The 15666-nt window shown below is 51.2% G+C and carries 8 protein-coding genes and 1 pseudogene; 3 read left to right on the top strand and 6 right to left on the bottom strand.

Annotated features, from left to right (window positions below):
• Positions 1-275: 275 nt before the first annotated feature.
• The 3 genes from QNH46_RS09205 to QNH46_RS09195 all read right to left on the bottom strand — a co-directional run bounded on the left by QNH46_RS09205 (position 276) and on the right by QNH46_RS09195 (position 8674).
• The gene (locus QNH46_RS09205) at positions 276-4241 is read right to left on the bottom strand and encodes a fibronectin type III domain-containing protein (RefSeq protein ID WP_283927834.1); all 3966 of its coding nucleotides are present in this window, start codon (positions 4239-4241) and stop codon (positions 276-278) included.
• Between the two features lie 199 nt (positions 4242-4440).
• Complete coding sequence (locus QNH46_RS09200; protein ID WP_283927833.1) at positions 4441-5559, bottom strand: response regulator; 1119 nt, start codon at positions 5557-5559, stop codon at positions 4441-4443.
• A gap of 4 nt (positions 5560-5563) precedes the next feature.
• Entirely contained in the window at positions 5564-8674 is a 3111-nt protein-coding gene (locus QNH46_RS09195; protein WP_283927832.1) for a hybrid sensor histidine kinase/response regulator, read from the bottom strand.
• A gap of 281 nt (positions 8675-8955) precedes the next feature.
• On the opposite strand from QNH46_RS09195, the gene QNH46_RS09190 reads away from it, so the two are divergent.
• The 3 genes from QNH46_RS09190 to QNH46_RS09180 all read left to right on the top strand — a co-directional run bounded on the left by QNH46_RS09190 (position 8956) and on the right by QNH46_RS09180 (position 11674).
• Positions 8956-9447 (top strand): PDDEXK family nuclease, encoded by a 492-nt coding sequence (locus QNH46_RS09190; protein ID WP_283927831.1) that lies wholly within the window; start codon positions 8956-8958, stop codon positions 9445-9447.
• Positions 9448-9907: 460 nt separating this feature from the next.
• Positions 9908-10888: a glycoside hydrolase family 43 protein gene (locus tag QNH46_RS09185; protein ID WP_283927830.1), complete on the top strand. Its 981-nt coding sequence runs from the start codon at positions 9908-9910 to the stop codon at positions 10886-10888.
• A gap of 156 nt (positions 10889-11044) precedes the next feature.
• Positions 11045-11674 carry a DUF2306 domain-containing protein gene (locus tag QNH46_RS09180; protein ID WP_283927829.1) on the top strand — a complete coding sequence of 210 codons (630 nt, stop codon included), beginning with the start codon at positions 11045-11047 and terminating at the stop codon, positions 11672-11674.
• Between the two features lie 133 nt (positions 11675-11807).
• On the opposite strand, the gene QNH46_RS09175 is transcribed toward QNH46_RS09180, so the two are convergent.
• From QNH46_RS09175 to QNH46_RS09165, 3 genes and pseudogenes are all read right to left on the bottom strand, one after another.
• Positions 11808-11918 (bottom strand): YjcZ family sporulation protein, encoded by a 111-nt coding sequence (locus QNH46_RS09175; RefSeq protein WP_283927828.1) that lies wholly within the window; start codon positions 11916-11918, stop codon positions 11808-11810.
• A gap of 123 nt (positions 11919-12041) precedes the next feature.
• Positions 12042-13983 (bottom strand): annotated as a pseudogene (locus QNH46_RS09170) (TOMM precursor leader peptide-binding protein).
• Positions 13980-15527, bottom strand: coding sequence for a hypothetical protein (locus QNH46_RS09165; protein ID WP_283927827.1), 1548 nt, complete (start codon positions 15525-15527; stop codon positions 13980-13982). The pseudogene QNH46_RS09170 and the gene QNH46_RS09165 overlap by 4 nt, the downstream one beginning before the upstream one ends.
• Positions 15528-15666 lie beyond the last annotated feature (139 nt).

Here is a 15666-nt window from a genome sequence, read left to right as displayed (position 1 = left end):
CACAGTGGCGCACAATTCTAACGCTCAAGCCAGATTGGCTTGAGCGTTATGTACTCACGCATACTTATTCGTGTGTAGCTGTGCTCGTTCGTACTCTATAACTTAGTCTTACTTAGTCTGACGAACCCTGCTCAGCTCCAGCGGCCAACTTCAGCTCCTCCTTACGGGGATACGGTTAACAACCACTATACGAAACGCCGCCGCTTAATCTAGGCCATAAACAGCATAAAAAACCAACGCCATAGCCCTTTGGAGCGCATAGCGTTGGTTTACATTTAAATTAAATCAGACTTTTGCAAAAACCGCTGCACGATGGCCGCAACCTCAGCTCGTGTAATATACGATTTCGCTGCAAGCTCTGTACTGCTTCTGCCTGAAACGATGCCTGCCTGCAAGCAGTCCACAACGCTTGCCTGTGCCCAGACCGATGTGTCTTGGGCATCCCCATAAGGGCCGAGTACCGAACCGGCAGTGGCTGGCTGCTGCTGAAGCTGGGCTTTCAAATTCGTAATGTTCATCGCCTTTGCGATCATGACCATAGCTTGCTCCCGAGTAATCTGCTCCTGCGGACGGAAGGTTCCGTCTTCAAAGCCGCTGATTAAGCCATAAGCAGAGGCCGTGGCTACCGCATTATTATACCAGTCCGCTGCCGTCACATCCGAGAATGCTGCAGGGCCACTTTCTGGTTTGAGCCCTAACCCGCGAACGACAATCGCCGCGAATTCAGCACGCGTAATATTTTGATTCGGGTTGAACATGTCATGGCCGATGCCCTCGACAACCATGCGCGACCCCATTTCATTCACAGCATCCTTCGCCCAATGCCCGGCAACATCCTTGAATTCAACCGGATGCCACACTACCGAATAGGTGCTGTTGGTCAAGCTGTTGATCTGCGCATAGTACTTGCCGTCAATCTGCACAACCCTTGTCGGCACGTGCCGGACGGAACCATCCGGATCGACGGCGACGCCGGTCGTGATTTTGCTTGCACCCACACCGTCCGGAATGGCCAAGGTTCGTTCCACATAAGCATTGAATTTGCTTACTTCAACGACTCCATCGCCATAAACGCCGCGAACGGTAAATTCAACCGGACGTACCAGCACAGTAAAAGTTCCTTCGGCTGCTGCATTCTCCACTACACTCAGCATGCTGGCATCCGGCAGGGCAATTTCAACCTGTACCTTAATATCTTGCAGAGCTGCCGATTTTCCGAGCTGCCCGGAAACAGCATCGATATTGATTTGTTCAGCGGGCAGGGTATATGTCGCACGGTCGGTCTTGATCTCCAGCACCGCCTGCTTCGACGCCATATTTTTCACCATTTGGCCGTTCAGTTCTCCTATGACCACATCCGAATCCCCATGTACGGGAATCGTGACTACCGCATGCTGCCCTTCTGCCGCGAGCTTGTTCTCCAGCTTGTTCTCATCCACGATGACCGTAATTACGGTCTGGTTATTCCGCTGGCTTGAAGAAGCAATACCGGCGTTTTCCACCTTGCCATTAACTAGAATATCCACGCCTGCGCTTGGTGCTTGCGGCGTACTTGGCTGTACAGGCTGGGCAGGCGCAGCTCCCGTTCCTCCGCTCGATCCACTGGACCCGCCAGGCTGCCTTGGCCCTGAAGGCGTCTCTCCGCCGCCGGCCGGAGAAGCCGGAATTACCGCATTGGATTCCGCCGAAGATACGCTGCTTCCAGCAGCATTCATCGCCCTGACGGTAAAAGTATAACTCGTGCCGTTCAGAAGGCCGGTCACCGTAATCGGGCTTGACGTTCCAGTTGTAACTATATTGCCGGGCTGCGCGATAACCTCGTATCCCGTAATCGGCCTGCCTCCCGTGCTAGCCGGAGGGATAAAGCTGACCGTTGCCTGGCCGTTGCCGGCTGCCGCTCTCACATTGCTAGGTGCGGATGGGACCGTTGCCGGGGTAGCGCTGATCTGATTGGACGCCGGGCTGTCTCCCCCTGTATTCGTCGCTTTGACCGTGAAATAATATGTCTTTCCGTTTGTTAACCCTGCTGCCACATAATTGTATGTCGAACCCGTTACCGTCGCTATTTCAGTGCCCGGATGACCCGAAGCTTCGCTTTGATAGACCTTGAAGCCAGAAGCGCATAATACTGGACTCCACTGGAGCGCGGCCTGGGCATCGCCAGCTTGTGCCAAAGACAGGATCGGAGCAGGCGGCGCATCAGAAACCGTGTGCTCGGTTGGCGTTACGCTTGCCGAAGGTGCCGATAACGGGGAATCTCCAGCACTGTTCATGGCCACGACCGAAAAAGTATAGGCTGTGCCATTATCCAGCCCCGTGATAATAATCGGACTAACCGAACCGGTCGCTTCATATCCGCCCGGAGAGGCGATAACCTTGTACCCCGTAATCGGGCTTCCTCCGTCGTTAACAGGGGGATCAAAGCTGACCGTCGCTTGGCCATCGCCTGCGGCTGCCCTCACATTTGCAGGCGCGGCAGGCACGGTGACTGCCGCCGCCACGTGAACCTCAGCAGTAGCGGTATAGCTTCCATCCACGGTGGTTACGGAAATCATTGCAGTTCCAGGACCTAACGGGGTCACAATACCATTTACAACCTGCGCCACGGACTCGTCGCTGGAGCTCCAAATGACGCTTGGATTCGTCGCATCCGCAGGCTCCACCGTCGCGATCAGCGTTTCAGGCGCATCGCCCGCCGTCAAATTCAATTCGGTCTGGTTTAAAGTCACGCCTGTCACAACGATCTCTCCGGTATCTCTTACAAGAAGAATAAACGAATAAGCATTGCTTAGAAAACCATCGCTGGTCGTTACCGTGATCGTAGTTGTACCAAAAGCGTTCACTACTGGAGTAATGGACAATTCCCTCGTATCGCCGCTGCCGGTGATCATCAGGCCGCTGTCCGGAACCAAAGCGGTATTCGAGGAAACTGCGGATACCAGGACCGCGTCTCCTTCCGGGTCTATTACCTTGAACTCTCTCGTCGCAGGAATGTTCTTGTCCGTTACCGTCATGCCAAAGAAACCTGCATACTGCGCCCAGCTTGCCCCTGTGATCGTCCCATTTTTGTTGCCGGGAACAGACGGCGTGCTGTACGCGATCGTCTGGTCATTGCGATTGTTTAGTTTGTAATTTGCGACCAGATTCGGCTCTCCGCCCGTCAAGTCCAACTCTTTATCGCGGACGATCTCTTCCTGGGTCTTCGCCTTGCTCCAGAACCTGAGGTCCCTCATCCCTCCGGTAAAGTCGCCGTCCTGCATCCACGTGCTTTTGCCAAGCCAGTTATTAGATCTTGCTACATCCCAAGCCGGCGTTAGCTTCATAGTTCCCGCAGCCTTGAGGACGCCGTCCCAATAAATCAAGCCCTTGTTCTGGCTCTGGTCATAGACAATGGCTACATGTACCCACTTGTCCTGCGGAAAATCCTCCAGCACCTGCACTTCTCCGCCCGTTCCAATCGGTCCGGCCTTGGCAACGAAGTTCATTTTTTTGCCGTTAAAGCCGACGAACACGTTGTAATTGTCCATGCCGATCGAGGAATCAAAAAATCTCATCCACGTCGTAAACGCATCGACCTTCAGATTTCCTTCCACAGTGAAAGAACTGCCATACAGTCTGAAATCTGGAATGGTTACATAATCACTGTTCCCGTCGAAGCTCAGATAGTCCCCGCCTTGCGGCTCTATCAGATAAGGGGCATCATTCACCGGGTTCACCGTAATTTGCGCGGAGCCCGTCTCCGTGCTAAATGCCGGTGGGAATAGCAATGTATCGACATACTTTTGATAATTGTATCCATACATCGGTATATCCCACAGCTTATAGGTCATCGTGGCGGTGCCATTCCAATCCCGCGCGGGGATAAAACGTATTCTCGCCGTATTATGAAGCAGGAACGAGCTCGTCATGGATACGGGCTCAATATTGTACCAAAGCTGCGCGCCAGTGTGGTAATACTGCCAAGCTCCGTTGGCGTTATCCATCCCTACGATCGCGATGCCTGTACTCGAAAGATTCGATGCCTTTCCAGCCAGCAGCTCGGATACAGCTGCTCCCGCACTGTTCGTATCGTCCTCGTTAACACTCGGCAGCGCTGCCTGACTATTGTCTGCCCAGCCGATGCCGGATGCGGCCTGTGCAACCGAGGGCTGATACAGGTTTGCCCCAGGAACAACCAGGCTTGCGGCCAGAGTGATGCTTACAGCTATTTGTAAGATGGATCGTTTCATGCTCTTTCTCATGCCTTCCTTCCCCTCTAACAGGAAAATAACCTTCCTGATTTCGACAATTTACGAGCTCATTATACAAAGACACGATAAACAAAAAATAAACAAAAAAGCCTCTGGATTCTCTCTAGAATTCCAGAAGCTCTTTGAAGCAGCTGTATGGAGGCCACCCCGCCATTTCTTGTCCGCATTGTTCAATAATATAAATTGAAGCCTACGGCCGCAATCCATTAACAAGTTCTTGAATATGCGGCCCCGGCTCCACGCCCAGCTCCCTTTGCAGCTCCTCCGCCAGCACTTGATACTGTCTCAAAGCTTCATTCAGCCGGCCAAGCTCGATAAGGACCCGGATGGCCTCGTAGCCAATATCCTCTCTGAGCGTATCCATCTTCAATATCTCGTTAAAGTAATATAGCGCTTGTCGAGACTGCCCTCGCTCCAAGCAGGATCTTGCGGCCAATTCCAGCAGTTGAAGGAAGCCGTGCTCCAGCTGATGTGCCCTTTCACCTGCCCATTCATAAGCTTTTCCCTTTAAAAGCGGCCCTGCATACAACGCCTCAGCCTCTCTTATCCATTCCGTGTTCTTATCTGACAACGGCCTGTATTGTCTCAGCAAGCGTTCGAATGAATATAAATCGCAGTCGAGCGCACGCTCATCGATCCGGATTTCGTTCCGGTCCGCCACGATACAGCCTCCCGCCTTGCTCTGTCCTATCGCCTTGCGGATGTAATAAAGGGTGGAATTTAAATTTTTCCATGCCTTTTCAGGCTCCAATCCATGCCACAAGGTATCGATAATTTCTTCCCGGCTGACCACCCGCTTGCAGATAAGATAAGCGAACAGTTCCTCCGTCTTCGGGCTTCTGAGCTTAAGGGGCTCAGTATTCTCTCCCCGGAACACTTTGAGCCCGTTGAACAGGCGAACCGTCAGAGCAGCTGCCGGAGAAGGGGAAGGAGATGTCGCGGGCAAGTTCTGGATTTTTCTAAACTTATGCAGCGTCCTGGACACACGCTCCGCCGTGACTGGCTTCAGCAAATAATCCAGCGCACTCATATCAAAAGCTTGAACCGCATACTCGTCATATCCGGTTACGAATACGATTTCAAGCGAATCGTCCAGCTCAAGCAAGCTGGCAGACAGCTTCATTCCATGAATCTCCGGCATGGAAATGTCGAGAAAAGCAATGTCGACCGGATTCGCTTTAACGAATTCAATTGCTTCAAGCGGGTTAAGGAACTCATGGCAGGAGCTGATCTCTCTGCTTGCGGCCAGAATCCGTCTTAGCCGTTTGACCGATAGTTCTTCATCATCCACGATAATCGCTCTTAGCATGCTGCTAACCCCCAATCCGCTGCATAGGCTCGGACGGAATATCAAAGGAAACCCTCGTCCCGGCGCCCTCCGTGCTATCTATCCTGATCGCCGTGCCATATAGAAGCTTGATGCGCTGGCCGATATTCCACAGTCCTACACCCTGCTTATCCGGGTCGGGCCTCAGCACTTCCTTCAGCCTGCGTTCGCTCATGCCGCATCCATTGTCTTCAACGGCAAAACGGATGATTTCGCCGGCTTCCTTCCTAACAAATATCTTCACTTGTCCGCCCTTTAAATTGGACATCAGTCCATGCCGTATCGCATTTTCTGCCAGCGGCTGCAAAATCAGCGGCGGAATCCGGGTATACGGGTCGGCATTCAAATCATATTCCACCTGCAGCCTTGCGCCAAAACGCGCCTTTTCGATATGGACATAGGCCCGTACCAGCTCCAGTTCTCTCTCCAGTGTCGTTAGGGAGTCCAGCTGCTTGAAATCAAAGCTGCCTCGCAAATACTGTGAGAGATGCAGCGTTAATGCCTCGGCCCGCTCAGGATCATCCACGCACAACTCGGCAATGGAATTCAAGGCATTGTAGAGAAAATGAGGATTGATCTGGGATCGCAAAAAAGCGATTTCCGCGTCTCTGGCTTGTTTTACGGATGATTTCAATCCGGTCAGGCTTTTGACGCGAGCCATTAACTCCTCCGCTTCAAACGGCTTGCCGACGAAATCATTGGCTCCGTTCTCCATCGACAGCTTCATATCCGACACACTGTTCTTGGCCGTAAGCATCAGCACCGGGAGCTCGAAGGGAGAGTACCTCTCCCGGATGCGGTTCAGCACCTCGTATCCGGTCATATCAGGCATCGTAATATCGAGGATAACGAGAAAGAAACCCGGGTGTCTGGCGACTTCATCCAACGCCAGCTGACCGCGGTTGACGACAACAATCGAATGCTTCTCCAGCTTAAACAGATTGATCATCGATTGCAGGTTGGCAAAGTCGTCGTCCACGACTAGAATCGGCTCGTCAATTTCCCCATGAATATAGAGAGGGTACTCCTGGGCAGCAGGGCGAATGCCTTGTCTTAACTGCTCCCTTTCGACTAGCGGCCAGTCCGCTTTATTCTCCCCTGTAGAGGCGAGCGGAAGCGTAAAGATAAACGACGAACCCTGCCCAGGCGCAGACTCCACGACAATATGTCCGCCGTGAAGCTCGACCAGCCTCTTCGTAATGCTTAGACCAAGGCCCGTTCCGCCATAGCGGCTGTTGCGGACCTCATCCGCCTGTTCATAATCCTGAAAAATCCGCTCCTGCATATAGGCATCAATCCCGATGCCTGTATCCGTTACCCGTACTTGGGCCATCCCTGCAATCACTTTAGCGCTGATGCTCACCTTGCCCTGCTCGGTGAACTTGACCGCATTCCCGATCAAATTATGCAGGATTTGCGCCAAGCGGTTACCGTCCGCTTCTACACCGGGAAAATGGGCGGGAACGGTATTCTCCAGCAGGATCGATTTTCCGCCGAGCAAAAACAAGTGAATCCGGATCACCGAGTCAACAGCGGATTGCAAATCCGTCCTGCTCTTATAAAGCGCAATATCCCCATGCTTCATTTTTGAATAATCGAGCAGTTCATTAACGAGATGCGTCAGCCTCCTGCCGCTTCCCATGACAATCGCCAGGTTTTGCGCCTGCTGCTCGGTAAGCTTGCCCTCAACTCCCCTTAACAGACTGTCCGTAATGCTCACAATAGCATTTAAAGGCGTCTTCAGCTCATGAGAGGTATTGGATAAGAAATCGTCCTTGACCCGATCTAGTTGAAGAAGGCGATTCTTCATTTCGTCGATCGTATGGTAAGCCTCGAAAAAACGCAGCACAATCAGAAAAATCATGATGATATTGAAGAAAATGATATAAAATTGCCCGAGCCATAGATTTTCCTTAATAGAGAGAGCCAACAGTATAGTATCGATGGAATACAAATTAATCGCGAGAATCGACATGAATACGAGCAGCGATTTCAAACGCTGCTCTGCGGAACTGTTAATATATAGCACAGCCGCCCGAATAAGCAGCCAAACTAACAGCAACTCGTAGAATACAATAATGTAAGATTGGATGGACGTGTAAATGTGAATAGGCAAAAACGGCCCTAAAATGAGTGAAAGTCCCAGCACGGCCGCCACGCCTTGCGTAAATTTCAATGAAATCATGCTCTTCTGAAATTGATGGAAGAAGAGGGCTAGAGCAATGAAGCAGGCTAACGAAGTCATATCCTTCAATTTATATAGGGCCTCGAACGGAAGGCCTGGCCAAAATATTAGAAGCGAACGTTCTCCCACCAAGCCGTGATATAGCGCAAACAGCAGGCAAATCATGGCGGAGAGCAGCAGGGCATAATCCTTCTTACGATAAATAGCGGCTGCTACAAAACAAATGAGATAAATGAGCGCAAGCATGCCGAGAATAGCCAAGGTGCCGGATTCGCGCATCATACTCTTCTCCTGGTATCCGGTCATGGCCGACTGCTTGCCAAAATATAACGATAGCGGAATCCCGCCGTTAATATAGTCATAATTGGCAACCTGCACAATGATCTCGATATCGCCCCTCTCTGCAGAGAAAACACCAAACTGCGGAATATTTCCCGGCTCATAGCTGACTGGCTGCTCAGACGGCTGCCCATCCTCGAACAGCTTGGTCCCGTTGACATATATCGCGCTGGAGAAGCGTATATTCGTTTTTTTCAATGCAAAGACACCACTGAAAGGCAGATCCTTCAATACCATACGGTAAGTAGCTGAGCCATAGGCGGGAAGAGGGCTGCCGTTGATGATTTTCCCATTCCATCGGGAAGGCACCTCCATATAAGCACTAGGCAAAGGCCTGTTCGGTCCCACTTGTCGAAAGGCTGCAGGAGGCAACAACTCCTCCCAATAAAATTCCCATTCCCCATCAAGCTTAATCCTTGCATCTCTTGTCGAGTCCCATGCCGAGAGCTCCATAACCCCCTGCCGAACCCGTAAATCCTCTCTTTGCGAATCATGATCGTTCATGATCGACAACGGAATAAGAACAACGAGGATCAAACTGATCAACGCTACAACCAATGTCCTTCTGGGCACCGAGTACGCTCCTCTGCTATGTCGAAATTTGTTGGAACGACTCTCATTTTAATAGATTTTGGCAATTTGCACACGCATTTTATGATAGATGTGTTTCGGAATATGGATTATAACAGAAGTGAACATACTCAGACTCCTTTTCTGCTGCAGCAACTGGTGTAACGGAAAAATAGGCAGTATACTAATGGATGAGACGAAGGACGTCCCGATCTATTCCTAGCGAATGGAGGCGGGGCGTTTAGAGAGGGGGCATCGAGAGGCGGAAGCGCTGTCTTGCCGTAATGTATGGTGGCCGCTTCTATTTTTGTGATTTTGCTTGGTTCAACCTGGCTGCAAAGCTGATCATTGAGATCAAGGGATTCGGCCCCCATGTTAGAGATATGGACAGGCAAAAATACTGCAACGAGCTCAACCGTGAAACCTTCTTATCCGCCATGGGATTCCAGGTCAGCTCTTTTGCATATGACGACGTGGCCCACCGCCCTGGACCATGCATTACGCTGCTGCGCATGGTGCTTAGCCGTTATCAGCCGGATATTTCACCTGCCAACCTTATCCATATAGCGGAACGTGAAATAATCCGCCTTGCCTGTAGCCTTGCTCGTCCTCTGCGTCCTATTGATGACGAAGCTCATTTGAACGTCAATCATCGAACGGCTGTAAGAACGCTGCATTCGCTATGCGCCAAAGGATACTTCACAACTGCAACAGGGCGGAATGGCAAGTATATCGTAAGATACGAGATGCAGCCCAGCGGTATCCAGAGACTATAAAATGAAAGGGAATTGAATTCTGGGTGAAATTTCGTATTCACGTACACCTTCTGGTCTACTACGGGTAAAATTTCTGTAAAAGTGCATCATTCCAGGGGGAAAACTCAAAAACTAGACATAAACTGTTTAAATTCCTGTATTATTGCAGTATCATTTCTCGATAGAGCCAAAATCTAAAAATATTGCTGCACTTTTGCATCATTTGAAGGTTAAAAACAGCTTTGCACAGCTTCAGCAAGGGGTTATATCGAGAATGCTTTGAGCAGCTATGCAGCCTCGTATTCCAAGCAAGCTTGAATCAGACCGCCGTAACATCAGCCAGACTCAGCTATCTTCGGAAATAAATATAGTTTTTTGGTGAAAAACAAAACATTCTATGGGTCTATCCCAGCCGTAATTTTGCTAAAATAAAGAATAATCAGCGACATATTTTCAAGGACGCTACCAAGGAGGAATCCCAATGAGCAAACCAGTAAAACAAAACGAGCCTTTAGTTACTCATATTTATACCGCAGACCCTTCTGCCCACGTATTTGAGGGCAAGCTGTACATCTACCCTTCGCATGACCTTGATCATGAAATGGAATCCAATGACAACGGCGACCAATACGACATGGAGGATTACCACGTCCTATCCATGGAAGATACTGAGTCCCCTTGCGTTGACCACGGCGAGGTTCTGCATCTTCGCGACATTCCATGGGCCAAGCAGCAGCTGTGGGCTCCCGATGCCGCCTACAAGAACAATACATATTACTTGTTCTTCCCAGCCCGGGATCATGACGGCATCTTCAGACTCGGCGTAGCAACCAGTTCTTCTCCAGCCGGGCCGTTTACGCCGCAGCCGGACTATATCCCGGGAAGCTTCAGCATCGATCCTGCCGTTCTGGTCGATGAGGACGACAAAGCATATATTTATTTCGGCGGCCTGTGGGGCGGACAGCTGGAGAAATGGCAAACCGGCACCTTCAAGCCTGACGCAGAGGGGCCTGCTACAGACGCGCCTGCGCTTGGGCCAAGAGTGGCCGAGCTCAGCGAGGATATGCTGACCTTCAAAGACACGCCTGTAGAAATATCCATCGTGGACGAGGACGGAAATCCGCTGCTTGCCGGCGATGAGGATCGCAGATTTTTCGAAGGACCATGGGTTCATAAACATAACGGGTACTACTACCTGTCCTATTCAACCGGTTCTACACACAAAATCGTCTATGCGATGAGCAAAAATCCAATGGGTCCTTACGTTTACAAAGGGACGATTCTAACGCCTGTTCTCGGCTGGACCACCCACCATTCTATCGTGCAATTCAAGGACAAATGGTATTTGTTCTACCACGACAGCTCCTTGTCCGGAGGAGCCGACAACAAGCGCAGTGTGAAGTTCACGGAACTGAAATACAACGAAGACGGGACAATCCAGACGATCGATCCATATAAATAAGACAACGTGACGGGATCGTGCGGCCAAGCTGTCATTGGCGAGCACGGTCCCGTATTTTGTTATTGTTAAATTTTGCTGGGTGGGGTATCATGTAGCCGTCCCGAGTCGCGTTCTTGGCGGCGGGGCTCCATCACAATTTTATGGGGTTACATCACAATGCTGAACAAGAAAGCGCTCTATCTTCTCTCGGTCGTTTCACTAGCCTTTATCATTTATGTCGTCTATTATAACTTTGTCTACGACCCGCAAGCGGCGGGCTTTCTAAGCCACAAAACAAATCTTAAACGGCCTCTCCAAATTCCCGTTTGGCTTAATGTCATGTATATTCATGTCATTTTTGCCTGTCTAGCCATGGGATCGGGCAGCATCAATTTTTCTAGCAGCTTATTCGAGCGCTCCCGCAAATTTCATAGGATCAACGGTTACGTCTATTTCGTATCCGTGTTTCTCGTCTCCTTGACGTCCGGCTATATGGCTCCATTCGCCACAGGCGGGAAGCTGACCAGCATTCCCTTCAATCTGCTGAATATGATCTGGCCCGGCATGACGGTGATCGCGCTGTATCATATTAAAAAACGGGACATGATTCGCCATCGTAACTGGATGTTCCGCAGCTACGCCTTCTGTTTTACGAATCTGTTCATTCATCTGATTTCCTTGCTGTGCCATCATGCATTTGGCCTTGCTTATAAGACCAGCTACATCCTTGGGGTGTACGGCTCAATCACGCTGCTGCTTATTTTGCCATCGCTGGTGTTAGCCCGCAAGAAGAGGTTATTTATCTAACTCGGAAATAACATTGTATATACGTTCATATATGGTCATGGTCAATTTTTAAACAGCGGATGACCAGGCAAGAAAAAATGCCCAAGCCGGTTAGGCTTGGGCATTGACTATGAAGATGAACACAGCGCATTAATTAGATAACAAACGCACGGGAAACAATAACCAACAGAATGAAGAGCACAAGGATTACGCCTGTGCTAGTGAACAGGCCGCCACAGCTGCCGATTCCACCCAGTTCTCCCATAGTTCATCCTCCCTTCCAGGTTTCTTCTAAATTTTATGATGAAGTACCGTTCAGGGAATGGACTGGTATCTAAGATAAAAAAAACTTGCAATTTGCCTAAAAGAAAGGCTTCTGTTACAAACACTACGGGAATGGATGGGGAAAAGGATTGAGATCTTCGGGAGTAAGCCTTCGGCTGGCGTATCCTAGCTTCATGGGAACATCCAGAACCCGATCCAGACCGTTCAGACGGGTAAGCTGATGGCCGAAGGTCATCGGCAGCATTCCTGGAATCAGCACTTTCACACAGTGCAGTCCATGACGGAGCGTCTCCTTCGACGATTGATCAACAACAATAACATCCAGTTGTAAATCACGGAACACTTGAAGGACTGATTTTAAGTCCTCCGTTAAATCCTCGTTAGCCGGGAAGGGACGGAATTCTTCAGCGAAGGTCCGAAGGGGGCGCTGCCCATCCAGCAGAAACCGCAGCCTTTCCTCCGCTTGCGGCAAGCTGTACAGCAGAGAATGATCTTCCATGTGCTCGACAAGGAACGAATCATCCAGCATCGCCTCTGCCTCCTCCTCGCGCTCTCGCCGCCTCTTCTCAGCAAACGGAAGCAGGCTAGCGAGCTCGTGGACAGCGCTCTTGGCTGCCCTGACCGGGTCCAGATGAGCACCCGCCGCACATAGCAGATTTACGCCCTGCTCGCTGCTTCCTTTAGCCAGAGCCCATATGCTCGGGATTCCGTTTTCCATCGTCGTATTGTACAAATGTACTTCGTATCCCATAACCGCCTGTACTCGGCTGATCATCAGGGAGAGCTCGACGTCACCCGACGAGCTATGCTGCAGTCGCGGCACCGGAAGCCTTGCATACCAAGTCATCAGGAAGGAGTCCCGCTCGACGACCTCGAGAATCCCGTACAAAATCGCTTCCTCCAGACTCCCCCCCACGGCGCATCCGTTTGAGGTTTCGTAAACGAATCCCCCTCCGTCGCTCATGCTGTAATAAGCAAGATGCTTAGGAATCAGAACGGGACGCCGCTCCAGGAACGAGTAACCCCAAACCCACTCCATGGAAGAATCCGGATCAAACCGTTTGAAGGAAAAATCCGCCTGCTCATATTGCTCCTCGGCATGGAAGCCCACCCTGGCAGGGTCGATTGCGACATCCTGCAAACGAGCATAGCTGTCGAACACGACCGTTCGTTTACCCCGGGGTTCGATGCCGCAATACCGTTCCATCCCCTCTAGCAGGGCTGCAAGCTCGCTGCTCTTATAGGATTCAGAACGCCCCCCCCGTCACTTCATCATAGTAGCCAACCGGCAGGTTAAAGGCGACGCTGGCAAATGGAGACGCCATATCCCAGTACTTGTCATTAAAAAAACCGGTACGGCGATCCCAATAATTCTTGGTCAAAATGTCCTGTAAATCATCCATCGATCGGCAACGGTAACTCTGCCCTAGCTTGCGGCAGGGCTTCAGCTGTATTTCGGCCGATTCCGGCGTGTCACCCGGCATATGGCCGCAGGCCGGACATGCTCCGCGAGGGAGAATATAATGAATGGTGCACTCCAGCGTGCCGAGATGAACAAGATAGACGTGCTCCTCGCAATTTGTCCTGTCGCCCCGCATAATCTTTACTGCTTCCCTCGCAACGATATGTGCCATGTAAGTCAATCCTGCCGCTAGCGGCCTGCCCTGGAAGGAAGGAATATAATCGGGATCGACCAGCTTCATCAGCATTTCCTCTACTTCTTCCCGATGACTTCCTGCCATAGACAGCCTTGCCTCCGCACATTGAAAGCAGCCGGTTTCCCCTGGACGAACCAGCGGGCCAATTACGCCTTCTCCCAAAGATATATAAGCACATAACCAAGGGATTCCCAGTGGCTGTAGAATTCTCTCTGCTTGGCGTGACAGAGAGGAATCCTCCTGCTCCTCTTCCTGCAGCACCAAAACGAGCTTTGCTTCCGGTACGCCTTCGCTAAAATCCGGCCTCCGAATGATCGTATAACCGGGCAAATACTGACACACCGTGTCCGCAAGCCTTCCCTCCCCAACGATGAACACGGAACTCACAGGACCTCCTCCTCCTCTTTGAGGATAACTCCATATAATACAAAGGGTCCTTCTCCAAGGAATGACTCGCTTCGCAGATCGAATACCTTCAAAGCAGCAGAGGACTGCTTCAAATTTTGAACCGCCTCCTGTGTCAACGACGAATAATCCATAGATTCGCCGTTAGTAATCATGGCCACCCCGTTCCCTTGATCCTCCTCAATCACAGGCGCTATCTCCACAGACTCCGCCTTTTCCAGTGCTTTCTGGAGGGAACTGCGAAGTGCCAGCATAAAGCTAAGGTCTGCGCTAACGTACCATGAAGTGCCCGAGCAAACCCAGACGACAGAAAAACCAAGCAGCGGTTCGCCCGCAGCAATCAGCACCTCTCCTCCCGTAATATTTAGAGCTTCCAAGTAATAACGGCAGCGGATATCTTCCGCTTCGGTCCATGTTATGCGCCTTACGTGTTGTTTCCGAGATTGCAGCCGTTCAGCCAGCTTCTGCTCCAGGCACAGCCTGAGGGCACGCCCTACCGCTTCCGCAGCCGTGCTCCCCGCTCCGACGAACGCGCTCTCCTGCAAATGCTGGGGCAAGCCAGCGAGCTGCAGCGGCAGCAGCCGGGCAGCGTGAGCTTCCAAGCCCGCCAGAGCCGACTCTCGCCGCGCTTCATCATGCGTCAGCCCGCTGCGGACGATCGCAGGGAGAAGCTCCGCGGGACCTGCCGTTAACGGGTCGACAGGCTGAACAAGGCACTGCGCCAGCGGGATTTGAATTAAGTCGCCTTCCCCCCAGGTATGGAATATGCCTGCCACCTCTGAAGTCAAATTATTAAAATAGGCGAACCACTCGTCCGGGGCCACAGGCTCTGCGCTGATTTCAAGGATTCGGCCAAGCTCCGGAGTTTGAATCTGCCGTGCGAATTCATACCCGGTTACAAGAGGATGTGGAACAATCACATGCCAGCATCCGGTTAGCGTCTCGGGCTCCAGAATAAAGCTTTGATTCCTGCAATCGAGCTCCTCATCTTCTCTTCCTGCTTTTTGCCATTGATGCACGACAACATTCGTTAATACGGCGGCAGCCGTTGATGAGAGTCGCTCCTGCTCTCGGCTCTTCGGAACAGCCGTGGCATGGATGCGCCGCCAAGCTGATTCCCAGCTTCCGCCCCCGCCGGGTTCAGCCAGAGGTCCTATCCATCCCAATCCATGAGCGGCAACGGTGGGAAGCATCGGTCTCCTTTCTGCTATACAAGCCTCCTGAAGCTGCCGAAGCTCCCCCCAATCATCCGTCTCCGCAGCATAAATAATAAATTGAAACGGCTCTATGATCCTCCTCCAATCGGGTTCCTCGTTTTCTACCGCCGCAAGGATTTTTAGCGAAACCTCCAGGTTAACGCGACGCGCGTTGTCCCGGAGTTGTGTCAATTTTTCCGTGTCTGTGGCCTCCATGTCGCTTATGAATACCGTGAGCTTAGATAAACCGGATTCGTACCATGATTCGGCAAATGCGAGGAGCATGGGACCGGACCCAACCGCGAGCGTACCTTCTTCCTGAAGAGGCATTCAGCAGAACCTCCTTCCCTAGCTTTTTTGAATTTGCAGCATTTTAAAAAAAATCGTTATGATCGTTTTCCCGAACGACAAAATTAATTCAAGATATGTCGCCGCCTTTTTTTCTATGACTACATCCCCAATCGTCGCG

It is taken from the genome of Paenibacillus woosongensis (genome assembly GCF_030122845.1).
GTDB lineage: Bacteria > Bacillota > Bacilli > Paenibacillales > Paenibacillaceae > Fontibacillus > Fontibacillus woosongensis_A.
The sequence above is the reverse complement of the archived record's forward strand: the minus strand, read 5'-3'. Positions and strand labels throughout refer to the sequence as shown.

Coding starts and splice junctions, on each gene's coding strand:
- QNH46_RS09205 (WP_283927834.1), bottom strand. CDS start 4,241: ATGAGAAAGAGCATGAAACGATCCATCTTACAAATAGCTGTAAGCATC.
- QNH46_RS09200 (WP_283927833.1), bottom strand. CDS start 5,559: ATGCTAAGAGCGATTATCGTGGATGATGAAGAACTATCGGTCAAACGG.
- QNH46_RS09190 (WP_283927831.1), top strand. CDS start 8,956: ATGTATGGTGGCCGCTTCTATTTTTGTGATTTTGCTTGGTTCAACCTG.
- QNH46_RS09185 (WP_283927830.1), top strand. CDS start 9,908: ATGAGCAAACCAGTAAAACAAAACGAGCCTTTAGTTACTCATATTTAT.
- QNH46_RS09180 (WP_283927829.1), top strand. CDS start 11,045: ATGCTGAACAAGAAAGCGCTCTATCTTCTCTCGGTCGTTTCACTAGCC.
- QNH46_RS09175 (WP_283927828.1), bottom strand. CDS start 11,918: ATGGGAGAACTGGGTGGAATCGGCAGCTGTGGCGGCCTGTTCACTAGC.
- QNH46_RS09165 (WP_283927827.1), bottom strand. CDS start 15,527: ATGCCTCTTCAGGAAGAAGGTACGCTCGCGGTTGGGTCCGGTCCCATG.